Genomic DNA, 22,908 nt, shown 5'->3' with positions numbered 1-22,908 from the left:
TGGGACGGCCCACAACATCGCCTTCTCAGAATCGAACCTGTTTTATGCACTTCCTGTCGCAGCCAGCTCACTCCCGCTGATAACCCCCTACCACCCTTACCCGTATCGGTGGCGTTGAAAGGATGCTCAATATGACAAATCACATTTCTCTGGTTGGCGTCGGCGTACTAGGAAAAGCGATGGCTCTCAGGCTACGCCAATGCCAATACAACATCAGCCTTTACAATCGCACGGCAAGTAAGGCCGAAGCCCTTACCGGAAACGGCATACATGCGGTGAATTCGCTCAGCCAGTTATTCACGCGCAAACCCTCCGTCATCCTGACTTGCCTGACTGATGCTCAGGCCATGAAAGCCCTTTTTTGCCTTCCGGAAATAGAAAGCAAACTGCTGGAACATCGGCCACTTATCGTCAACACCAGTACCATCGGACCTCAGGACAGCCAGCAGATGGAAGCTTTTTTCCAGCGACAGGGCGCTCAGTATGTCGAAGCCCCCGTCTCCGGAGGCCCCGAAGGGGCGCGCACCGGCAAACTGGCTTGCTGGGTAGGCCCAATCCCGCCCGACTTTGCCGATGTCCTGCCCCCGCTGCTCTCCTCTCTGAGCGACGACTATGTCGTCATGGACAGCAACCGTGCCGCACAGACCATGAAAGTCATCAATAACTACTGTGAAGCCGTCCACCTGCTGGTCGCCGCAGAATCGATTCTGCTGGCCGAGAAGTCCGGCATCAGTCAGGCGACATTGCAGAAAGCGCTTCCGCTGGGGCGAGGTCGCTCCGCCTATATGGACGTGATGCTGAACCGCTATCTTTACCCCTCAGACCTGATTTCCGTGCCGTTGGCTATCCGTATCAAGGATCTGGATCTGGCTCACGCCCTGTTTCAAGAACGGACAGTCCACAGCACCTTTTTCACCCCTATCCAACGTATCTACCTAAAAACCGCCGAAGCCCTCAGGCCGCCACAGGATCAGACCGCCTGTTTTGCCTATTTGTCGAAGCAATCACAACAGCCAGAGCTGGAGGCGTAAATGGTGACGAAAAAAGAGCAACGCGCTTATTGGATGTCCGTACTGTCACGCAGCCGTGCCGAAGCACTGCTGTCATATTGGCACCCCCTCAATATTGCCGTTGACTATCAGCTGCTGCGGCCGACGGAGATCGGCCTGCTGCAACTGCAAGGCCGCATGGAATCCACAGGACAGCGTTTTATGGTGGGCGACCTGACCGTCACCCGCGCGGCGGTCCAAATTAAGGACGGCATTTGCGGCTACAGCTATATCGTCGGCAGAGACAAACCCCATGCCGAACGCTGTGCCTTCATTGATGCTTTATTGCAAACCCAGTCCGCTTTCAACCCACTGTGGAAGCGTGTGGTTTCACCTCTAGCCAAGCAACAGCAAGCTGAACATGACCGTCAGCGCCGTGAAGTCGCCCCCAGTCGAGTCAACTTCTTCACGTTGGTCAGAGGAGAATAATCATGAACATGTCGAATGGATTCGCCAATCCGGTATTTGGCACCCAAGCCTGCTTCAGAAAAATCGTCAAAGCCATGAGCGAACCCGGGGTGACTGTGACCGTTCCTGGCATTGAAGGACTGGGCAACATTTCATCGTCCACCATCGCTGTGCTGTTAACGTTGACCAGTCCCAAGACGCCGCTGTTCATCGGCAGGAATATCAGCAATCCACTCCTGCTGAGAACGCTGTGTTTACACACCAATGTGCCGATCACTTCCAATGCCGCAGAAGCGTATTTCGTTCTGTTGAACGGGAGAACCAACACGTTCGATAGTCGACCTATCCAACACGATCTGATGTGTTTCCCGTGCGGTAACGAAGCCGAGCCGGAGAAATCAGCCACCCTCATTCTGGAAGTGGATGGACTGAACAACGGGAGATTGCTCAAGCTAAGCGGCCCGGGCGTAAATAACGTCAAAATCATCTCCCCGCATCTTCCCAGCGCGATACGGCGCTATCTCTGCGAGCGGCCACATCCTTTCCCGATGGGTCTCGATTTTCTGTTCACCTCCGGCAAGAAGCTGCTCGCTATACCCAGAACCACTCGAGTGGAGGAGTGCTGATGTATGTTGCAGTGAAGGGCGGTGAAAAAGCCATTGAAGCCGCACACCAACTTCAAGCCTGTCGTCGACGCGGTCAGCCGACGATCCCGGAGCTGAGCTGTGAACAGATAGAACAGCAGCTCGGCCTGGCGGTCGACCGCGTCATGACCGAAGGCAATATCTACGATCGCGAGCTGGCTGCGCTGTCGATCAAGCAGGCTAGCGGCGATCTCGTCGAAGCGATTTTTCTGCTGCGCGCCTACCGTTCCACCCTGCCTCGCTGGGGGGTGAGCGAACCGCTGGCTACGGCATCCATGCGTCTGGAAAGGCGCATTTCCGCGATCTTCAAAGATCTTCCAGGCGGGCAACTCTTGGGGCCGACTTACGACTATACCCATCGGCTGCTGGACTTCACGCTGTTGGCGGAGGGCGAACCGCCAACCGCCCCGACGGTGCCGGAAACACAGGATGAGGCGCCGGCCGAGGACACGGTTCCTCATGCCTTTCACTTCCTGACACAGCAGGAGCTGGTGCCGCCGGTGGACGAACGCGACGAAGAGCCGGCGGATATCACCATCACCCCGCCGAGCTACCCGTGTCCGCGTTCGGCGCGGCTACAGCAGCTGATCCGCGGCGATGAGGGTTTTTTGCTGTCGCTGGGATACTCCACCCAGCGCGGCTATGGCCGCAATCACCCTTTTGTCGGCGAAATCCGCACAGGCATGGTCACGGTGACGATGTTCATTCAGGAAGTGGATATGACGGTGGAAATCGGCGACATCCTGGTGACGGAGTGCGAAACCGTCAATGGCTTTATCAAACCCACGGAACAGGCCCCGCACTTCACCCGCGGCTATGGGCTGGCCTTTGGGCGAGCCGAACGCAAAGCGATTACCGTCGCCCTTGCGGACCGTGCGCTGCAGGCCGCCGACTATCACGAAGAAGCCCAGGGCCCGGCTCAGGATGAAGAGTTTGTTCTGTCTCATGTCGACAATGTCGAAGCGGCCGGTTTTGTCTCTCACCTGAAACTTCCCCATTACGTCGATTTTCAATCAGAACTGGAACTCCTCAAGCGTCTTCGACAGGAGTATTCATCCACGCAGGAAGGCCCACATCATGACGACTAACGCTGCTGAAGATGTAGAACAAAGCGCATACAACTATGCCTATCTGGACGAGGACACCAAAGGCATGATCCGTCGCGCCATACTCAAAGCCATCGCCATCCCCGGCCATCAGGTGCCTTTCGCCAGCCGGGAGATGCCCATGCCTTACGGATGGGGAACCGGTGGTATCCAGGTGACCGCCAGCATTATCGGACCGGACGATGTCCTCAAGGTCATCGACCAGGGCGCGGACGATACCACCAACGCCGTCTCTATCCGTCACTTCTTCCGCACCGTCGCGAAAGTGAAAACGGCGGAAAAAACGGCAGAGGCGACCATCGTTCAGACTCGGCACCGAATACCGGAGACGCCGCTGAAGGAAGACCAGATCATCGTCTACCAGGTGCCGATTCCCGAGCCGCTTCGATTTATCGAGCCGAGGGAGACGGAGACCCAAAAAATGCACGCGCTGGAAGAGTACGGCGTCATGCAGGTCAAGTTGTATGAGGACATCGCGCGCTACGGACACATCGCCACCACATACGCTTATCCGGTCAAGGTCAATCAGCGCTACGTGATGGACCCCTCCCCAATCCCCAAATTCGACAATCCCAAGATGCACATGATGCCGGCCCTGCAACTGTTCGGCGCCGGACGCGAAAAACACATTTATGCGGTTCCCCCTTATACCCCCGTCGAAAGCCTCGACTTCGACGATCATCCCTTCACCGTGCAGCACTGGGATGAGCCGTGCGCCATCTGCGGCTCGCGCGACAGCTTTCTGGATGAAGTGGTGATCGACGATGCGGGTAGCCGCATGTTTGTCTGCTCGGATACCGACTATTGCCAGCAGCAACAAGATAGCCAGGAGAAAGCGCATGGGAACACGTAATCCCACCCGTAATGACGACGGGCCGCTGCTGTCCGTCGATTCACTCACCCATCTGTATGCGCCGGGCAAAGGATTCCAGGACGTCTCGTTCCAGCTCTGGCCGGGTGAGGTTCTCGGGATCGTCGGAGAGTCCGGTTCAGGCAAAACCACCTTGCTGAACGCGATTTCCGCCCGTCTGACGCCGCAACAAGGCTGCGTCACCTACCGGGATCGCCAGCAACAGGCGTTGCCGATTTATGACATCAGCGAGCGTCGGCGTCGGGCGCTGATACGTACAGAATGGGGCGTGGTCTGGCAGCATCCGCTGCTGGGGCTGCGGCCAGCGGTCTCCGCCGGCGGCAATATCGGCGAACGCCTGATGGCCATCGGCGAGCGCCATTACGGCCACATTCGCGAGACGCCGCGCGCTGGATGAACAACGTCGAGTTGCCTGCAGAACGCATGGACGATTTGCCGACCACCTTCTCCGGCGGGATGCAGCAGCGTCTGCAAATCGCCCGCAATCTGGTGACCTCGCCGCGTCTCATTTTTATGGATGAGCCGACCGGCGGACTGGATGTTTCGGTGCAGGCTCGCCTGCTGGACCTGCTGCGTACGCTGGTGACGGACATGCAGCTGGCCGTCGTCATCGTTACCCACGATCTGGGCGTAGCGCGCCTACTATCCCATCGGCTGTTGGTCATGAAACAAGGACAGGTCGTCGAACAGGGATTGACCGACCGCGTGCTGGACGATCCTCATCATCCTTATACCCAACTGCTGGTGTCATCCATCCTCTAGCAGATCCATCACCCAGGAGGCGCCGTCAATGGATATTCGCCTACGTATTGAACATGTGAGTAAAACTTTCGTACTGCATAACCAGCAGGGCACTCGTCTGCCGGTTTTCAAAGATATCAATCTGACAGTCAAAAGCGGCGAGTGCGTCGCCCTCCACGGCCATTCCGGCAGTGGTAAATCCACGCTGCTGCGTTCGCTCTACGGCAACTATCAGCCAGATAGCGGCCATATCTACGCACACCATCAGCACGGTTGGGTGGATATGGTCTCGGCCGACGCCCGCGATATTCTTGACGCGCGCCGCTATACGATCGGCTGGATCAGCCAGTTCCTGCGGGTTATTCCCCGGATCAGCACGCTGAACGTCGTCATCCAACCCCTATTGGAACGGGGCATCTCGCGTCAGGAAAGCGAACTCCGCGGCGGTGAACTGCTCACTCGGCTGAATGTGCCGGAGCGACTGTGGTCGCTGGCACCAGCCACGTTCTCCGGCGGCGAACAGCAGCGAGTCAATATTGCCCGCGGCTCATCGCCGACTATCCCATTTTGCTGCTGGATGAGCCGACGGCTTCGTTGGATGCGGTCAATCGCGAAGCCGTCACGCGGTGCATTATCCAGGCCAAAGCGCGCGGCGCGGCCATCGTCGGTATTTTCCATGATGAAGAGGTTCGGGAGCGGGTGTCGGACCGCGTCTATGCCATGCCCGTTACCGCGCCTCAGGAGGAAGAACCCTATGATCATTAATAACGTACGTATGGTGATGTCGGATGAGATCCTCAGCGGATCGCTGTTGGTTCATCAGGGTGTGATTCAGCACATCAGCGATGCGCCGAGTCGCCTGCCCGGCGCGCTGGACGGCGGCGGCGCCTGGCTGCTCCCCGGACTGATTGAGCTGCATACCGACAACCTCGACAGATTCTTCACCCCGCGTCCCGGCGTCAGCTGGCCGAAGGAGTCCGCTATGCGCGCGCACGACGCCGCGATTATCGCCAGCGGGATCACCACCGTGTTAGATGCGATTGCCGTGGGCGATGTCCGGGACGGGGGCCACCGGCTCGACAACCTGCTCAACATGACCAACACGGTGGTCGCGACGCAGAAAGCCGGCCTGAACCGCGCCGAGCATTTACTGCACCTGCGCTGCGAACTGCCGCATAAGGATACGCTGCCGCTGTTTGAACAGCTGTGCGATCTGCCGCCGGTCACGCTGGTGTCATTGATGGATCACTCGCCGGGGCAGCGCCAGTTCGCCTCACGGGAGAAGTATCACGCGTACTACAAAGGCAAATACCACCTGAACGATGAAGACATGGCGCAGTTCGAAGCGGAACAGATTGAAGGCTCGCAGCGCTGGTCCCAGTCCAACCGCAAAGACATTGTCAATCTGTGCCGGGCGAAAGGGATCACGTTGGCCAGTCACGACGACGCCTCGGAAGAACACATCATGGACGCCTATCGACACGGCGTGGCGATCGCCGAATTTCCCACGACGGCGATCGCCGCCCGCGCGGCCCGTCGGGTCGGTATGCAGGTGCTGATGGGCGCGCCCAACGTGATCTGCGGCGGCTCCCACTCGGGCAACGTCGCTGCGCATCAGTTGGCGGAAGAAGGGCTGCTGGAGATGCTCTCCTCGGACTACTATCCCTCCAGCCTGTTGGAGGCCGCCTTTATGATAGCCGAGGACGAGCGCAACCCTTACAGCCTGTCCCAAGCTATCGCATTGGTCAGCCGTAACCCGGCGCAGGCTCTGCATCTGAATGACCGGGGCGTGATCGCCGAGGGAAAGCGCGCGGACCTGGTTCTGGTCCGTCGTCATGGTCCGCAGACGGCGCTGCAACGGGTGTGGCGACAAGGCGAGCAGGTATTCTGATATGAGCAGATTGATCTATTTGATAGGCCCCTCGGGCTCAGGAAAGGACAGTCTGCTGGATGCGATACGCGCCAGCTCGCCGAAGCGCCTGCTGGTCGCTCACCGCTACATCACGCGGCCTGCCGATCTGCCCGGAGAAAACCACGTTTCGCTCACGGACAACGAGTTTGGCCAACGGTGTCGTCACGGACTGTTCGCGCTGCACTGGCAGGCGCATCATAACCACTACGCCATCGGAATCGAGATCGATCTTTGGCTGGCGCGGGGGCTGGATGTGGTCGTCAATGGTTCGCGGGGTGACCTGAAACGGGCGCAACGACTTTACAGATCGCGGCTGTTTCCGCTCTGTCTGGCGGTCTCGCCGCCGATCCTGCGCCAACGACTGCTGACGCGCGGACGCGAAAATGCAGGTCAGATTGAAGCGCGGATGCAGCGGGCGCAGGAGCAGCAGCGCCATGTACCCTCAGACTGCGCCATCCTGCTAAACAACGGTCCGCTGCCCCAGACGCTGGCGCAATTCTGGCAGTTGCTGTCTCAGACGGAGAAAAAAGAGAATGCCTGGTGAGAAGCGCTACATGTCGACATTTCACTTTTTGGGTACCGGCGGCGCGCAACAGGTGCCCGCATTCGGCTGTGACTGCGCCGTGTGCCAGAGCGCTCGGTCGTCACCGCAACGGCGGCGGCGGGCCTGCTGCGCTGCGCTGATCGATCACGGGGAAATGACGCTGATTGACGCGGGCTTGCCCGATCTGGAGAGCCGCTTCAGCGCCGGGGAGATTCGCCGCTTTCTACTCACCCATTACCACATGGACCACGTTCAGGGACTCTTCCCGCTGCGCTGGGGCTGCGGTGAGCCGATTCCCGTGTTCGGCCCGCCCGACCCGAACGGCTGCGACGATCTTTATCAGCACCCCGGTATACTGCAATTTCAACCGCCGCTAAAACCCTTTGAGACGGTCGCGTTCGGCCGCGTGCCCACCACCCCGCTGCCCCTGAATCACTCCAGGATAACCTATGGATATCTGTTTGAGACACAGTATGCTTCGCTGGCCTACCTCACGGATACCGTGGATTTGCCGGAGGATACCGCGCGTTTTCTGGCCGGACGCCCGGTGGACTATCTGGTGCTCGATTGCAGCGAACCGCCGCGGCCCACGCCGCCGAGGAATCACAACGATCTGACGTTGGCGCTGGATATCTGCGACCGATTAAAGCCGAGGAAAATGTACCTGACGCATATCGGTCATACGTTGGACGGCTGGCTGCGGGCACATCCGTTGCCAAGGCAGGTGCAGGCGGCGTACGACGGGCTGAGGCTAAAACTGTAGCGGACACGCGACGCACCAAGCGCCGCGCGTCGGGAGGATTATGCCCCGGCGATCTTCATGGCCGGCAGCAGGACCGAACCACACTGGATGTTGCTGCGGGTTTCGATATCGCCGCCAACGGTGACAATGTTGCGCAACATGTCCTTTAGATTGCCCGCGATGGTGATTTCGCTGACGGGATACTGGATCTGACCGTTCTCTACCCAAAAACCGGCCGCGCCGCGCGAATAGTCGCCGGTCACGCCGCTCACGCCCTGTCCCATCAGTTCCGTCACCAGCAGGCCGGTTCCCATCTCGCGCAGCATGCCATCGAAGTCCAGACCGTGTCCGGCGATGCGCCAGTTATGGATACCGCCCGCGTGTCCGGTGCTCTGCATCCCCAGTTTGCGCGCCGCATAGGACGTCATCAGCCAGGTTTGCAGCACGCCGTCTTTCACGATGTCTCGCTCCTGGGTGCGTACCCCTTCGCTGTCGAACGGCGTGGAGGCCAGCCCTTTTCGCAGATGCGGCAACTCACGAATCGTCAGCCACTCCGGCAGGATTTGCTGGCCCAACTGGTCCAGCAGGAACGTCGATTTGCGATAAACGCTGCTGCCGCTAATCGCGCCCACCAGATGGCCGAACAGGCCGGTCGCCACCTCTGCGCTGAACATGACCGGCGCCTGCATGGTGGACAGCTTACGCGGGGCCAGTCGCGATAGCGTACGGCGCGCGCACTCCTGACCCACCCACTCCGGCGTTTCCAGATCGCCCAGCGCGCGGCCTATGGTGTATGCGTAATCGCGCTGCATGTTGCCGCCTTCGCCGGCAATCACACAGCTCGACATGGAGTGGCGGCTGGAGCAGTAGCTTTGCAACATGCCGTGGCTGTTGCCAAAGACCTTGACGCCGTAGTAGCTGTTGAAGCTGCCGCCTTCCGTATTGGTGATGCGGTCATCGGCCTGCAGCGCGCTCTGTTCCGCGCGGGCCGCCAGCTCAATGCCGCGCTCCGCATCCAGTTCAGCGGGATGAAACAGATCGAGATCCGGCGCATCAAACGCCAGCAGCGCTTCGTCCGCCGGGCCCGCGAAAGGGTCAACCGAGGTGTAACGGGCAATATCCAACGCTGCCTGCACCGTACGGGCAATGGCTTCCGGGCTGAGATCCGTCGAGGACGCGCTGCCTTTGCGCTGCTGATGGTAGACGGTGATGCCCAACGCGCCGTCGCTGTTGAATTCAACATTTTCCACCTCGCCATAGCGGGTGCTGACGCCGATCCCCGTGGTCTTGGTCACCGCGACTTCCGCCGCGTCCGAACCGGCGCGGGCCAACTCCAGCGCCTGCGCCACTGCCTGTTCCAGCGTTTTTCGCTGCTCTGCAACCTGAGTGATAATTGTCATTGATTCGCCATCATGAGTAAGAAAACATCCTGATAATGTAGGCGGTCACGAGGCGCGTCTGCGCGCGATTCGTGCCATACCTCTGCGTAATAAAGAGGTAGCGTGATATCCTTGAGTCTAACAGGATCTGCCGACAATTTCGCAGCAAGCCATAACCTGATAGGATCGACCTCTTTTTGAGGAAACCACGCATGAATAAACACCCCGAAGACTGGCAGGACGACGTCCCGCCTACCAGCCAGGAAGAAGACGACGACGACGAAATTATCTGGGTCAGCAAAAGCGAAATCAAACGCGATGCGGAAGCCCTGAAAGATCTTGGGGCGGAACTGGTCGCCCTGGGGAAAAATGCCCTCGAACGCATCCCGCTGGATGAAGAGCTGCTGGCCGCCGTCGAGCTGGCTCAGCGCATCAAGAAAGAAGGTCGCCGACGTCAGCTGCAGCTGATCGGCAAAATGCTGCGCGCGCGCGATCCGGAACCTATTCAACTGGCGCTGGATAAACTGAAGAATCGTCATAACCAACAGGTGGCGCTGTTCCATAAGCTGGAGCAACTGCGTGACCGCCTGCTGGCGGATGGCGACGACGCCATCAGCGACGTGCTGACGCTTTATCCGCGGGCCGATCGCCAGCAACTGCGCTCGTTACTGCGGAACGCCCAAAAAGAAAAGGCCGCGAACAAGCCCCCGAAATCTTCCCGTCAGCTGTATCAGTATCTGCGCGAACTGGCCGAAACCGAAGCGTGAAGCCGTGACCGGCAGCTGGCGTGCTCCTCGCCGCCGGTCCGCCTTATCGCTACTTAGCCGATGCCGCCAGCGCAGTGCCCGCAAAGATAAACAGTGAACCGGACGCGCGGTTGAACATCCGCAGACGTTTCGGGTGCGCAAACAGGGAAGACACGCGTTTTCCCATGCAGGCGTAACAAAACATGATGCTGCAATCCAACACCGTCCAGGTCAGCGCCAGCAGCGCAAACTGACTTGCCTGCGGCACGCTGGTGTCGATGAAGTTGGGAAACAACGCCGCGAAGAACAGCAGATCTTTCGGATTGCTGATGCCCACCGTGAAACCGCGTCTGAACAGCGTGAATGCGCCGGGTTCATCGACCGGGAGCGCTACGCTTTCGGTTTCTGTCGCCGGGCCGGTTTTGGCCCGCCACGCCGAAATCCCCAACCAGATAAGATAAGCCGCGCCCACCACCTTCAGCAGCATAAACGCCGTCGTCGACGCCGCGAGGATCGCTCCCAATCCGAGCGCAGAGCCGGTCATCAGCAGCAAGGCGGCACACGCCCCGCCCGCAATAGTAGCGATTGCCCGTCGTTGTCCATAGCGCAGACCATGCGTCATGCTGATGAGCGCAGACGGGCCGGGAATGGCGATCAGCGCCACGATCACGCCGGTGTAAACCAACCAAAGGTGCAAAGTCATAATACGTCGTTACCTGTACGTCAGCTGCGCGTGTCGCCACGCACGTTACGGTGGATAAAGTCAGTCAAAAAAGGTTCAGAAGATACTACACCGTCCGCTTTAACAGAGATAGCCAGCCGGGAGGGACGGCGTGAAGACGCTTTGGCGGCGTCGTTAGCCGATAAACGCATTTTGATTTCGTCGCAGCAACGCGATCAGACGGCTGACCGAGGCGATCGTTTTCTCCGCCACCTGATGCTCCAGCAAAGCCTGCTGATACGCGTCCATCTCCGCCAGCAACTGCGTGAAGTAGCGGCTACGCACCGTATCCTGCTTTGCCTTGATCACGCGGCCCGCCGTCGCCCGCAGCTGCCGGTGGTGAGCCACCAGCGTTTCGCTGACGGGAATAGCCAGTTGCCGCAGCCCCTGATGCGCAATGATCAGCGACAGCGCCAGCCGATATTTGGCGATATCGCCCGGAAAGCGGTTCAGCAGCAAAAACAGGTATTGATACAGCGCGGGCAGATAATTGTCCTGCCGCCGCTGCTGACGCGTATTCAATGCCGACACCGCGCCGAAAACGAAGCGGTTCATCAGCGTCCGTCCCGTCCAGGCCAGCGAGTTGTCCCGAATCAGCAAAATGACCAAATAAGCCAGGAAGCAGCCGATAACTTGCCCAATAGCGCTGTCCAGGAACTGCGCGATATCGAAGGTCATCGGGTTATCCAACACCAGAATGTTGATGGTCGTTGCCAGCGATGCCAGCGATCCCAGCCGTCGTTTCTGTACCTCGATACCGATGAAGAACGCCATGAGGCCGAGGCTGAGACACAGCAACAGCTGACTTTGCTGCGTGGCGGGTAGCACCAGCATAAACATAAACGAACCGAGCGGCAGCGCGAACAGCGTCCCGACCAAAAAATCCTTGGCCATCATGCGCGGATTGGGCAGGCGCATCGCCAGCGCGGTGACGACAGCGAGCATCACCATGCAGACGCTGCCGGAGTTCCATCCCGTCACCAGCCAGAACAGGCACCCCAAGGTGGTGGCCGCCCAGGTCCGCACCCCGTTGATCATGGCGTGATGCGTTTCTGCCGACGTGGCTTTAACCGCCGCATCCGCCGTCAGCGCATCCGCCTCAATGCGGTTGATGCGACCGTTGTTCTGTACTCCCCGCATCAGGAGATGGTAACGCGTCGCCGTCGCGACCCAACCGACCAGCGACGGCGGCAGGCTGGCGCCGTTGACGGCCACCAGATAACGCAGCTGCCGTAAACGCTGACGACCTTCTTCCGGCGTCGTGACAGGCTGCTCCAGCAGCACAGACAGTGCGCCATTGATCGACGCTTCACTGTCTTGCAGGATCAGGTAAGTTTCGCAGGCTTGAGTGATCATCAGCCAGGACTGGGTCACCATGCTTTTGAGGCGCAGGTTGCTGGGCTGCCAGCGGGACGACTCGACGCGCAGCTGGCTGCGCATGCCGTTCAGCGACTGGGTATTACGCACCAGCGCGTGCCAGTGAGCATCCAGATCCTCTTTCGAGGCGCCGGACACGCAACGTTGCAACAGCTGGAACTGATCCAACAGCAGCGCTTTCATCGCTCGATCGATATCTTGTTTAATAGATCGCGGAGAGAACAGCAGATCCGCCAGGATGGCGCACATGATGCCGAGCACGATCTCGCTGCAGCGTTCGACGGCGAACTGCGGCGCCTGAAGCGGCGTGCTCTGCGTCGTCACGACGATAATCAGCGCGGTGTAGCCCGCCAGTCCAAAAGCGTAGGAGTTTTCCACCCGCACCAGCGAGGAAATCCACACGCAGGCGCCCGCCCACAGGCAGCTCAGCATCAGCATCACGACCGGCGCGCGCGCCGTACTGACAATAATGACCAGCGCCCCGATACAGCCGATAAACGTTCCCAGAATACGCAGCAGCCCACGATAGCGAATGGCGCCCGAAAACGGCTCCCCGCCAGCGGCGAAAGCGGGCCCGGCGGCCACGATCGCGGCGGTCAGCACCGCCCAGCGCGGGGTTTCCAGTTGCATATAGAAGCCGAGCATGAGCGAGAGCAGGATCGCAAAACTCAGCTTGAAGGCAAATCGTAGCCGGATGAATCCGGGAAAATTGAACATGACGGTGCCTTACCCGAACTCGCGCAGCCGGTGCATCAGTTTCAACATCGGCGACATTGATTTCGTATGCTCCGTTTTTTCCCCTGTGACCACGACCGTCGCAGTGGTGCCCGCCGGGTAAAGGTTACCCCTCTGTTGGTCCAACCGAATCTTCACCGGCACGCGTTGCGCCAACCGCACCCACTCTAGATTAGAGTCGACCGTCGCCAAACCGCTGCTGTCGGTGGTGATATTGCTGTTAGTCACCGCCGCCGCCACGCTATCCACGGTGCCGTACAAAATTTGGTTGCTGCCGAGCGGCGTGATTTCCACCCGCAAGCCGGGACGAACGCCGCCCAGCTTGGTCTCTTCCATATACGCCCACAGGTAATAGGAATCTTTTTTCACCAGCGCGACCACGGTCGCGCCACGGGTAATAAATTCACCGACTTGCAGATTCAGGTTGGTCACCCAACCATCCGACGGGGCGCGAACGACGGTGCGATCCAAGTCGAGCTGAGCCAGTTCCAGCGCGGCCTGCGCCTGCGCCAGCTGATGCTGCGTGGTTTCCAGCGTGTTGCCGTACTGTTCGATCTCTTCACGCGACAGCGCCTGCGTCCCGAGTTTCAGACGACGTCCTGCTTCCCGTTTTTTCTCCACGACTAGCGATTGATAATATTCGACGTTCGCCCGCGCTTCGGCCAGCGCCTGCTGATAGCGAGGTCTGTCGACTTCAAACAGGATGTCGCCTTTCTTGACCAGTTGGTTATCGTGAACGTTGACGGCGGTCAGCAGTCCGCTGACGTCGGGCGCGATAGCGACAATATCGGCGGTGAATCGCGCGTCGCGGGTCCAGGGGGACTCGGTGTAGAACGCCCATACACGCACAATCGCCATGATGGCCAATAGGACCAGCACCAGCGTAATCGCGATACGGGCAAATTTTTTCAGATAGATTGTCAGAGCGGATGTATTCACAACGACCTCAAAGACCGAAACGGAACAGCAAATAAAACAGACAGCAGAACAACGCGGTGTTGAACAGCGCGGGATGCCAGACGACATCGTAGATCCCGGTCGGCTGCAGCAGACGGAGACAAAGATAAAACAGCGCCAGCGATACCAGCAGGACAAAAAATACCGGCGGGAACGATAGGCCGAACAGAACCATAACAGGAAGCGAATTCATCTTTTTCTTATCTCTCACTCTGATGCGCGATACGCCCTGTAAGCAGCATAGCAAATAACCAAAAAAAACCTCCGCCCGCAGCCATTGACTGCAAGCGAGGGGAAGACACAGCAAGACTGATAACAATATGAAGAACACACGTAACGAATGATCGGTATGATGAAGCGCTTACTTTTTCATTCATTGAGGTAACAAAGGCAGGAATACGGCGAGGAGAACACCGCGCTTCCTGCTTAGACACGCCTCATTATGGATGTTTATTATGACCTTATCTACCCAGCGTGATCTAAATCACTTTTAAGCCAGGCTTAACAATGGAACGATTAAAAAGCATGACTGTCTTCGCCAAAGTGGTGGAGTTCGGTTCATTCACCTCCGCCGCCCGGCAGTTGAAAATGAGCGTCTCCGCCGTCAGTCAAACGGTGACCAAGCTGGAAAATGCGTTACAGGTGAAGCTGCTGAACCGCAGTACGCGCAGCATCGGGCTGACCGAGGCGGGGAAAATCTATTACCACGGCTGCCGTCGTATGTTGGTCGAAGCGCATGAAGTTCACGATCAGCTGTATGCGTTTACCAATACGCCGATCGGCACGCTGCGTATCGGCAGCACCTCGACCATGGCTCAGAACGTATTGGCGACGATGACGGCGGAAATGCTGAAGGAGTATCCGGGGCTGTCCGTCAATCTGGTCAGCGGTATCCCCGCGCCGGACCTGATCGCCGACGGTCTGGATATCGTGATTCGCGTCGGGTCGCTGCAAGATTCCAGCCTGTTTTCCACCCGTCTGGGTTCGATGCCGATGGTGGTCTGTGCTGCCAAAAGCTACCTGACGCAGAACGGTGCGCCGGAGAAACTGTCCGACATCGACAACTTTTCCTGGTTGGAATACAGCGTGCGGCCCGACAGCGAATTTGAGCTGATCTCGCCGGAAGGATTAACGACGCGTCTGAAACCGCAGGGGCGTTTCGTCACCAATGATTCCCAGACGCTAATCCGCTGGCTCAAGCACGGTGCGGGCATTTCACATGTGCCGTTAATGTGGGTCTTGGAGGAGATTAAACGCGGTGAGGTGGAGATTCTGTTTTCCCACTACCACTCCGATCCGCGTCCGGTCTATGCGTTATACACGCGAAAGGACCATCTGCCGCTGAAGGTGCAGGTGTGCATTAATTATCTGACAGAGTACTTTAAAAAAGTGGCGCTGACCTATCAAGGGTATCGCCAGGAGACGCCTCCGTCGTCGGCGCCCTGACAGCACGCCGAGACGACGGAGGAGAACGGAGGGAGATTAAGCCGTGCCGCCTACCGTCAGGCTGTCCAGCTTCAAAGTCGGCTGACCGACGCCGACCGGCAGGCTCTGGCCTTCTTTACCGCAAACGCCGACGCCCATGTCCAGCGAGAGATCGTTGCCCACCATCGAGATTTGCTGCATGGCTTCGATCCCGGAGCCAATCAGCGTCGCGCCTTTGACCGGCTTGGTGATGCGGCCTTTTTCTATCAGATACGCCTCCGACGTCGAGAACACAAACTTGCCGGAGGTGATATCGACCTGACCGCCGCCGAAGTTCGGCGCATACAGGCCGTAGTCGACGCTGGCGATGATCTCTTCCGGCGTCGACTTCCCGTCCAGCATGTAGGTATTGGTCATACGCGGCATCGGCAGATGCGCATAGGACTCACGGCGACCGTTGCCGGTCGGCGCGACGCCCATCAGGCGCGCGTTGAGCTTGTCCTGCATGTAACCCTTCAACACGCCGTTCTCGATCAGCACGTTGTACTGACCCGGTACGCCTTCATCGTCCATCGCCAGTGAGCCGCGACGGCCTTCCATCGTCCCGTCATCCACCACGGTACACAATTCTGAGGCCACCAGTTTGCCCATCTGGCCGCTGAATACGGAGGTGCCGCGACGATTAAAGTCGCCTTCCAGACCGTGACCGACCGCTTCATGCAGCAGTACGCCCGGCCAGCCCGCGCCCAACACGACAGGCATCGAGCCCGCGGGCGCCGCGACGGCGGAAAGGTTGATCAGCGCCATGCGTACGGCTTCTTTCGCCCAGGCTTCCGCCCGCGCTTCGCCGTCCACCAACTGCCAGAAATAGTCGTAACCGGTACGCGCGCCGCCGCCGCTGGAGCCGCGTTCACGCTTGCCGTCCTGCTCCACCAACACGCTGACGGACAGGCGCACCAGCGGACGAATATCCGCGGCCAGCGTGCCATCGGTGGCCGCCACCAGCACCAGTTCATACACGCCGGTCAGGCTGGCGCTAACTTCCTGCACGCGGGCGTCTTCCGCACGCGCGGTCGCATCCACGCGCTGCAGCAGGGCGATTTTCTCTTCTCGCGTCAGGCTATCTAGCGGGTTCTGGCTCGGATACAGCGCCCGATGCGCCGACTCGCCCAACGCATGCACACGTCCGTCGCCCTGTTCTCTCACGATGCTGCGGGCCGCCTGCGCGCTCTGTTGCAGCGCGTTCAACGTAATTTGGTCGGCGTAGGCGAAACCCGTTTTTTCGCCGCTGACGGCCCGGATCCCCACGCCCTGATCGATGTGGTAAGAACCGTCTTTGATGATGCGATCTTCCAATACCCAAGACTCATGGTAGCTGGATTGGAAATAGAGATCGGCGTAGTCCAGACGACGCGCATTCAGCGTCTCCAGGATCGCGTGTAAATCGTTCAGGCTCAGCTTGTTGGCTGTGAGTAATTGCTCACTGACTAACGTCAGACTCATAGGATGTCACTCTTAATGTCAAGGTAATCAGATAAACATGCCGCCCTTACTGGCCGGATGTCGCCGCGCGGGCTTTCTGCTTTTCGCGCAGAACTTCCTGAATCTTCGGTTGGTCCACACTACCGGAAATATGGTAACGAATCAGGGAAAATTTATTCCACAGCGGCGCCAGCACTTTGCTGGCGGCAAATACCGCCGCGCCGACGACGGGGTTGACCACAAAGGCCGCCGCCACCCCGACCGTACCGGACAGCTCCGGCGCGATTGTGGCTTCCATATTGATCTGCCGTTTCACCAGATCGACATCGCCGCTCATCGCGATGTCCGCCTCCAGCCCATCGACCAGCAGATTATCGGTGTGCAGCACGCCGGATTTAATCCAGGCGGAGCTGCGAATACTGTCGAAGTAGAAGCCTTTGTTGAAAGTATCGCTGAAATCGAACTGCAATTTGCGCAGCAGCGCATCGAAACTGATGAGACGCAGCAGCTGTCCGGCAGACCCGCTGCTCGCGCTGGTAATTTCCCCTTTGCCGAGATGGGTCTGCAAGATGCCGCTCAGCGTGGGCAGGTCCGGCGACCACGGTTCGCCGCGCCAGTAGAGATCATAATCAATGTTGAAGGACTCACCTCGCAGCGGCGTGGAGACGCCCAGCCACTCGGCGCTTTCCGTCAGGCTATCGCCCGACAGCACGCCTTTGACCGAGGTGCGGCTTCCGCCCTCAGCCTGTTGCCAGGTACCGTTGAGGGTCAAACGCGCCTTGCCGTCATCCACCAGCCCGCCACGAATCGAAATCTTGTTTTTCTCCGGCACTAATAACGCCTGAATCCGGCCCAGATTCTGTCCCATCGCCCAACATTCGTTGCAGTTCACCTGTAACGTAGGCCACCCGGCGAAGGTCTCATTGGTGAGGGTAAAAGGCGCTGCGGCTTTGCCCGACCCCGTAGGAGATGCGCCCCCGGACCATTGAGGATTGTAATAAAGATAGCGAATGTCGCTTCGCCATACGCCACTACGCGGAATCTCCAAGCGTCCGTCAATCTCGCGGCCGCGCGCCGTCACCGCGGTGCCGCTCCCGGAAGGATATGCGCTCAGCGCCAGATCGCGCCACTGCTGGCCCGCCAGTGTTAACTGCGGCGTCGTCACGGTGACGCGTGCCGGGAGCGAGAATCCGCCGCCGCTCGCCCCCTGCGCGGAGGACTTCGCGCCGGACAGCAGACCCAGCCAACGTTCGCCGTCGAGCGCGGGGAGATGCAGCGTGATGCCGTCTTTACCCGTCAGCGCAGGGGCACTTTTACCGCCGTCCTGCCAGACCGCCTGAGTCAGCGCGACCGACTGTTTCTTCAGCAGCCAGCGGCTGTTAAATCGCTGAGTTTTCGCCAGCACGCCCTGTACCGTAAAGCCGCGCAGGTCACCTTTGGCGCTCAGTTGGACCGGGAGCGCTTTGCCCGCGGCCTTGTCGAGCGGAGAAGGTAAGTGACTGCTTACTTCTTTGAGATCGGCCTGAGCGTTGACCTCGTAGGTTGCGCCGCCCTTGTGCGGCAGCGTCACGCCCACCTGTGTTTTCCAGGTCGCGTTGCCGCCCAGCGCGCTCACGACATCGGCAGGTAAGCCCGGCAACCGCGCCGGTTGTATGCTCCCCTGCAGATCCACATTGACCTGAAACGCCTTCTCCTGCTCTTTGGTGGTGAAGCTGGCGGTCAGAGGCTGACCGAACACGCTGGCCTGCAACGGTTCGCTCTTCACATTGCCGTTGTCGTAACTGAAGCGACCGGTAAGCTGGCGCAGCGTGACGCCCAGCGGTTTGATGAACAGGCTATTGTCATTCATCGTGACCTCGCCGCTTGCCCGCACCTGCTTACCGTTCAGCGGGATAGATAAATGCAGCGTGCTAGCCACATTACCGCCGATCTGCAATTGTTGTAGCGCGGTTCCCAGCGAGGATTTCAGCGGCGTCTGCATGAAGTAATCACTCACATTTTTGCCACTGCCGCTCAGGTTGCCGTTAATCAGCAGCAACTCCTGCTGATAGTTAGGGATCGCGGCATCAATGTTGCGACCTTCAACGTTGCCGAGCCGGGCTTGCGGCGCATTCATCCATAATCCATTATTCAGGAAATTCAGGGTGATATTGTCGCTATTCAACGCAGGCCAGCCGGGTTGGAAGCCGTATTTGGCGTTTTTCAGCGGCACCCATACCTGAAATTGTCCGTCATGATGGGTGAAGGGGAAGTTCGAGGGATTACCCGCAAAAATCAGGGTTCCGTTGTCTACCGAGCCCCCTTGCACCGCCTGGCTGAGATAATTGACCAGACTTTTTCCCATAAAGTGTTCGGGATAATAGCGCCATGCCTCCGCCCCATCGCTCAAACGCAGCCCCGCGAGGATATTTAACTGCGGCTCGCCTTTAGTGGGATGGTGGTAGTCAAAATCACCGTTGACCCACAGCGATTTGGCCTGCACATCCAAGCCTTTCGACCACAGCGACCACCCTTGGTCATCGCTTCGCCAGTGCAGATTCCCTTCGACTTTCTTCATTTCTAGCGGCGCGCGGAACATGCCCGGATAAGGCAACGTGCTCCGGAGCAGCTGAAGATGCACCTCGCCGCTTCCCACGCTCCCGCTCACCGCACCGGAAAAATGGTCGATGCCCGGCAGCATCTGCCAGGGCTGCCAGCTGACATCCTGCCACCCCACCTGAAAGCGGCTGTCCTGCGGCGTCGCCAGCGGAATATCCAGCGCCAGCGTGGTTAATTGACCCTTCGGCTGCAGCGCCTGCCAGCGTGTTTTCAACTCAGGCATGGCGGAAGAGAGCAAAGGCAGCAGCGGGGTAAAGCGCTCCAGCGCCAGGTTGCCGCTGCGCACGCGAAGTTCGCCCTGTAGCCCCTCGCCGTCGACCGGCTTATCGGTCGGCAACCACAGCGCGGAGATGGCTGCCTGCGGCCAGGCTTGCCCGTCCGTCGCGACCTTCAGCGCCGGAATGGTCAGTTGCCAGCCGTTATCCTGCCGATTGGCCTGCAGCATCATGTTGCCGACGCTGATGCGATGGGTCTCTTTGCCATCGCGCCAGCCCGCCGTCCCCTTATTCAGCAAAACGTCACCCCCGGCGATCTCGCCGTTACGCACATGCAGCCAGGTCGCCAAACTGAAGTCCGCGTTCTCCAGACCGGTATTGTTGCGCAACCAGCGGCTCAGCCAGGGCTTCATGTCGATATCGTCGGCTTGCAGATAAAGGGTGCCGTCATTCAGCCATCCCCCATCGTCCTGCAAATCCATCCGCATCTGCACCACGCCATGCTGGCCGTTAAAACTCGACAGGCTGATTTGCCCCTCGGCGCGATGGCGATTATGGCCGTTAAGCCAGTTCAACTGGGGTATAAACAGTTCGGCGCGCGGGCCGGAGGGCGTCAAAAAAGTGATATGGCTATCGCGCAGGTCGAAATGGTCGAGCTGACGTAGAAACAGGTCGGTGACTTGGTTCGCCTGCCAGCCGCTATCGTTATTCTTTTGCGAAAAATCGAGGGGATGTTTGAGGTCCAGCTGCATCTGGTAGAAGGTCAGATCGCGGAACTGCCAGCGCAAATGAAGTAGCGATTGCCACACATCCAGCGCCAGCGTGACCCGTTTGGACTGCCAGTCGGCATCCGGATGTTGAATGCGAATTTGGTTGATTTCCAGCGTGGGGCCGAACGGCTCCCAACTGCCGTTGAGGCCCCCGACCTCGATGGGGATCCCGGAGACAGACTGCGCCCAGGCCACCAGCCGTGGCCTGAAGTCGTCCAGATGCGGCATGGCAAGCCTCAGTCCACTGACCGCCAGCGCAACCAGTACAATAAGGGTCGCTCCCGTCGCAAGTAAGATTCCGGGCAGTCGCCTCACGCATATCTCCTTGTTGTTCGTCACCGGCTGCGGAGCGGGCGGAGGCGCCATACCCACATCACATCGACTCTCCGTTCTGCTATCGCTGCCGCCAGCACCCACACGCCGTCTGTATTACATCATCACCACGTCGAACTGCTCCTGACTGTACAGGGGTTCAATCTGGACTTTGACCTGTTTCGCGACAAACACTTCCACCTCGGCCAACGCATGGGACTCTTCGCCTTTCAGCGCTTCGCCGACGCGCGGCGAGGCATAAACCAGGAAGCGGTCGGAATCGTAAGCATGGTGTACGCGCACAATTTCACGCAGGATTTCGTAGCAGACGGTCTCAACCGTTTTCACCGTCCCGCGGCCATGACAGGTGGGACAGCCGCTGCACAATACGTGCTCAATACTCTCACGGGTACGTTTACGGGTCATCTCCACTAATCCTAGTTGAGAGAAGCCGCTAATACTGGTTTTCACCCGATCTTTACTGAGCGCCTGCTCCAGCGAATGCAGCACGCGCCGGCGATGGTCTTCGTTGCTCATATCGATGAAGTCGATGATGATGATGCCGCCCAGATTACGTAGCCGCAGCTGGCGGGCAATCGCCTGGGTCGCTTCGATATTGGTATTGAAGATGGTTTCGTCCAGATTGCGATGCCCGACGAAGGCGCCGGTATTGATATCAATCGTCGTCATCGCCTCGGTCTGATCGATGATCAGATAGCCGCCCGACTTTAGCTCGACTTTGCGGTCCAGCGCGCGTTGAATTTCATTCTCAACATCGTACAAATCGAAGATCGGCTGTTTACCCGCGTGCAGCTCCAGCTTGCTGGCCATCTCGGGGATATATTCGGAGGTGAACTCCACCAGAGAGTCGAAGGTCAGCTTGGAGTCGACGCGAATGCGATCCAGCGCCGCGCCGGCGAAATCCCTCAGGATGCGCTGGGCCAACGCCAGTTCGCCATACAGCTGGCAGCGGGTTTTGTTGCGCTTTTTACGCTCCATGACCTTGGCCCACAGACGCTTCAGGAACGCCGCGTCTTCCGTCAACTCCTGCTCGCCCACGCCTTCGGCGGCGGTACGAATGATGAAGCCGCCCTGCTCATCGCAGTAGGCGGACACGATATGCTTGAGTCGCTCGCGCTCGGTTTCGCTTTCGATACGCTGGGAGACACCGACGTGCGAGGCGCCCGGCATGAAGACCAAATAGCGCGAAGGCAGCGTGATATCCGTCGTCAGACGCGCGCCTTTGGTGCCTAAGGGATCTTTGACTACCTGCACCATGAGATCCTGCCCCTGACGCACCAGCTCAGCGATGTCGCGGACGTGGAAATTTTTCTGTTCATCGCCCGCCACGCATTCGGTGTGCGGCATGATGTCGGAAGCGTGCAGAAAAGCGGCCTTATCCAGACCGATATCGACAAACGCCGCCTGCATGCCGGGCAGCACGCGGCTGACCCGCCCTTTATAGATGTTGCCGACGATGCCGCGCTTGGCTTCGCGCTCGATGTGAATCTCCTGCATCGTGCCGTTGTCAATGTAAGCGACGCGCGTTTCTGACGGTGTAATGTTTACCAGTAACTCAGCGGTCATGGGTTCCTCTTGCTGTACGCAGTTCGGCAAATCGGCTGAACAAGTCAAGGGTTTCCACCAGCGGCAGTCCCACAACGGCGTGGTAACTCCCGGCAATGGATTTTACAAAGCACCCGCCTTTGCCCTGGATACCATAGGCGCCGGCTTTATCCATGGGTTCACCGCTGGCAATGTAGCTAACGATATCCTGTTCTGAGAGCCGCCGAAAAACTACGTCGGTGACCACACGTTGACTTAATGTTTTTTCTTTATCGGCCAGTGCGATGGCCGTCATCACCTGATGCCGGCGGCCGGACAGCGCCCGCAGCATCTCGGCGGCGTGCGCCTCGTCGCGTGGTTTTTCCAGCACATCGCCTTCCAGCACGACGATGGTGTCCGCGCCGAGTACAGGGAGATCCTGCGGCGCGACGGCAACGCCCGCCGCCGCTTTATCCTGCGCCAGACGGCTCACGTAATGTTCCGGCGTTTCGTCAGGCCGTCTCTGTTCTTCCACTACAGCCGTTAGCGTCACGAACGGGATCTCCAGCATCCCCAAAAGGGTCTTACGTCGGGGGGACGATGACGCCAAATACAGTGCTGTCATGCAC

At 59.0% G+C, this 22,908-nt stretch carries 19 protein-coding genes and 2 pseudogenes; 12 read left to right on the top strand and 9 right to left on the bottom strand.

Going from position 1 to position 22,908, the window contains the following annotated elements:
* Positions 1-131 precede the first annotated feature (131 nt).
* The 10 genes and pseudogenes from AU511_RS12315 to phnP all read left to right on the top strand — a co-directional run bounded on the left by AU511_RS12315 (position 132) and on the right by phnP (position 8,038).
* Positions 132-1,031 carry an NAD(P)-dependent oxidoreductase gene (locus tag AU511_RS12315; RefSeq protein ID WP_094109865.1) on the top strand — a complete coding sequence of 300 codons (900 nt, stop codon included), beginning with the start codon at positions 132-134 and terminating at the stop codon, positions 1,029-1,031.
* A 3-nt stretch (positions 1,032-1,034) separates the two neighbouring features.
* Positions 1,035-1,478: a phosphonate C-P lyase system protein PhnG gene (phnG, locus tag AU511_RS12310; RefSeq protein ID WP_205756451.1), complete on the top strand. Its 444-nt coding sequence runs from the start codon at positions 1,035-1,037 to the stop codon at positions 1,476-1,478.
* A gap of 2 nt (positions 1,479-1,480) precedes the next feature.
* The gene (gene phnH, locus AU511_RS12305; RefSeq protein ID WP_094109863.1) at positions 1,481-2,083 is read left to right on the top strand and encodes a phosphonate C-P lyase system protein PhnH; all 603 of its coding nucleotides are present in this window, start codon (positions 1,481-1,483) and stop codon (positions 2,081-2,083) included.
* Positions 2,083-3,189 carry a carbon-phosphorus lyase complex subunit gene (locus AU511_RS12300; protein WP_027063956.1) on the top strand — a complete coding sequence of 369 codons (1,107 nt, stop codon included), beginning with the start codon at positions 2,083-2,085 and terminating at the stop codon, positions 3,187-3,189. Before phnH ends, AU511_RS12300 begins: the two co-directional genes overlap by 1 nt.
* A complete protein-coding gene (locus tag AU511_RS12295) occupies positions 3,179-4,060 on the top strand; it encodes an alpha-D-ribose 1-methylphosphonate 5-phosphate C-P-lyase PhnJ (RefSeq protein WP_094109862.1) in 882 nt (293 codons plus the stop codon). The genes AU511_RS12300 and AU511_RS12295 overlap by 11 nt, the downstream gene beginning before the upstream one ends.
* Positions 4,047-4,840 (top strand): annotated as a pseudogene (phnK, locus tag AU511_RS12290) (phosphonate C-P lyase system protein PhnK). Before AU511_RS12295 ends, phnK begins: the two are co-directional and overlap by 14 nt.
* 28 nt (positions 4,841-4,868) lie before the next feature.
* Positions 4,869-5,584, top strand: a pseudogene (phnL, locus tag AU511_RS12285) (phosphonate C-P lyase system protein PhnL).
* Positions 5,574-6,710, top strand: coding sequence for an alpha-D-ribose 1-methylphosphonate 5-triphosphate diphosphatase (gene phnM, locus AU511_RS12280; RefSeq protein WP_094109861.1), 1,137 nt, complete (start codon positions 5,574-5,576; stop codon positions 6,708-6,710). The pseudogene phnL and the gene phnM overlap by 11 nt, the downstream one beginning before the upstream one ends.
* Before the next feature lies 1 nt (position 6,711).
* Complete coding sequence (gene phnN / locus AU511_RS12275) at positions 6,712-7,275, top strand: ribose 1,5-bisphosphokinase (protein WP_094109860.1); 564 nt, start codon at positions 6,712-6,714, stop codon at positions 7,273-7,275.
* Complete coding sequence (gene phnP, locus AU511_RS12270; RefSeq protein WP_240503824.1) at positions 7,265-8,038, top strand: phosphonate metabolism protein PhnP; 774 nt, start codon at positions 7,265-7,267, stop codon at positions 8,036-8,038. Before phnN ends, phnP begins: the two co-directional genes overlap by 11 nt.
* A 38-nt stretch (positions 8,039-8,076) precedes the next feature.
* On the opposite strand, the gene pmbA is transcribed toward phnP, so the two are convergent.
* Positions 8,077-9,417 (bottom strand): metalloprotease PmbA, encoded by a 1,341-nt coding sequence (gene pmbA / locus AU511_RS12265; RefSeq protein ID WP_094109859.1) that lies wholly within the window; start codon positions 9,415-9,417, stop codon positions 8,077-8,079.
* 191 nt (positions 9,418-9,608) lie between these two features.
* On the opposite strand from pmbA, the gene yjgA reads away from it, so the two are divergent.
* Positions 9,609-10,163, top strand: a complete 555-nt coding sequence (yjgA, locus tag AU511_RS12260; protein WP_094109858.1) for a ribosome biogenesis factor YjgA — start codon at positions 9,609-9,611, stop codon at positions 10,161-10,163.
* 49 nt (positions 10,164-10,212) lie between these two features.
* Here the strand turns inward: yjgA and AU511_RS12255 are convergent, their stop codons facing one another.
* The 4 genes from AU511_RS12255 to aaeX form a co-directional block, all read right to left on the bottom strand.
* Positions 10,213-10,845, bottom strand: a complete 633-nt coding sequence (locus AU511_RS12255) for a LysE family translocator (RefSeq protein ID WP_094109857.1) — start codon at positions 10,843-10,845, stop codon at positions 10,213-10,215.
* Positions 10,846-10,998: 153 nt separating this feature from the next.
* Complete coding sequence (gene aaeB, locus AU511_RS12250; RefSeq protein WP_094109856.1) at positions 10,999-12,957, bottom strand: p-hydroxybenzoic acid efflux pump subunit AaeB; 1,959 nt, start codon at positions 12,955-12,957, stop codon at positions 10,999-11,001.
* 9 nt (positions 12,958-12,966) lie between these two features.
* Positions 12,967-13,914, bottom strand: coding sequence for a p-hydroxybenzoic acid efflux pump subunit AaeA (gene aaeA, locus AU511_RS12245; RefSeq protein ID WP_240503823.1), 948 nt, complete (start codon positions 13,912-13,914; stop codon positions 12,967-12,969).
* A gap of 7 nt (positions 13,915-13,921) precedes the next feature.
* Positions 13,922-14,125 carry a p-hydroxybenzoic acid efflux pump operon protein AaeX gene (aaeX, locus tag AU511_RS12240; RefSeq protein WP_085685930.1) on the bottom strand — a complete coding sequence of 68 codons (204 nt, stop codon included), beginning with the start codon at positions 14,123-14,125 and terminating at the stop codon, positions 13,922-13,924.
* Between the two features lie 314 nt (positions 14,126-14,439).
* Here aaeX and aaeR point away from each other — a divergent pair, with 314 nt between their 5' ends.
* Positions 14,440-15,378 (top strand): HTH-type transcriptional activator AaeR, encoded by a 939-nt coding sequence (gene aaeR / locus AU511_RS12235; protein WP_094109855.1) that lies wholly within the window; start codon positions 14,440-14,442, stop codon positions 15,376-15,378.
* A gap of 36 nt (positions 15,379-15,414) precedes the next feature.
* On the opposite strand, the gene tldD is transcribed toward aaeR, so the two are convergent.
* From tldD to AU511_RS12215, 4 genes are all read right to left on the bottom strand, one after another.
* Entirely contained in the window at positions 15,415-16,860 is a 1,446-nt protein-coding gene (gene tldD / locus AU511_RS12230) for a metalloprotease TldD (protein ID WP_094100715.1), read from the bottom strand.
* Positions 16,861-16,906: 46 nt separating this feature from the next.
* The gene (yhdP, locus tag AU511_RS12225) at positions 16,907-20,737 is read right to left on the bottom strand and encodes an AsmA2 domain-containing protein YhdP (RefSeq protein WP_094109866.1); all 3,831 of its coding nucleotides are present in this window, start codon (positions 20,735-20,737) and stop codon (positions 16,907-16,909) included.
* A gap of 114 nt (positions 20,738-20,851) precedes the next feature.
* On the bottom strand, positions 20,852-22,321 hold the full coding sequence (gene rng / locus AU511_RS12220; RefSeq protein WP_085685868.1) for a ribonuclease G: 1,470 nt from the start codon (positions 22,319-22,321) through the stop codon (positions 20,852-20,854).
* Positions 22,311-22,904, bottom strand: coding sequence for a Maf family protein (locus tag AU511_RS12215; protein WP_094100713.1), 594 nt, complete (start codon positions 22,902-22,904; stop codon positions 22,311-22,313). The genes rng and AU511_RS12215 overlap by 11 nt, the downstream gene beginning before the upstream one ends.
* Between the last annotated feature and the right edge of the window lie 4 nt (positions 22,905-22,908).

The organism is Lonsdalea iberica, from assembly GCF_002111585.1.
Classification (GTDB): Bacteria; Pseudomonadota; Gammaproteobacteria; order Enterobacterales; family Enterobacteriaceae; genus Lonsdalea; species Lonsdalea iberica.
Note: the sequence above shows the minus strand (reverse complement) of the source record. Positions and strands in the feature narration are given on the sequence as shown.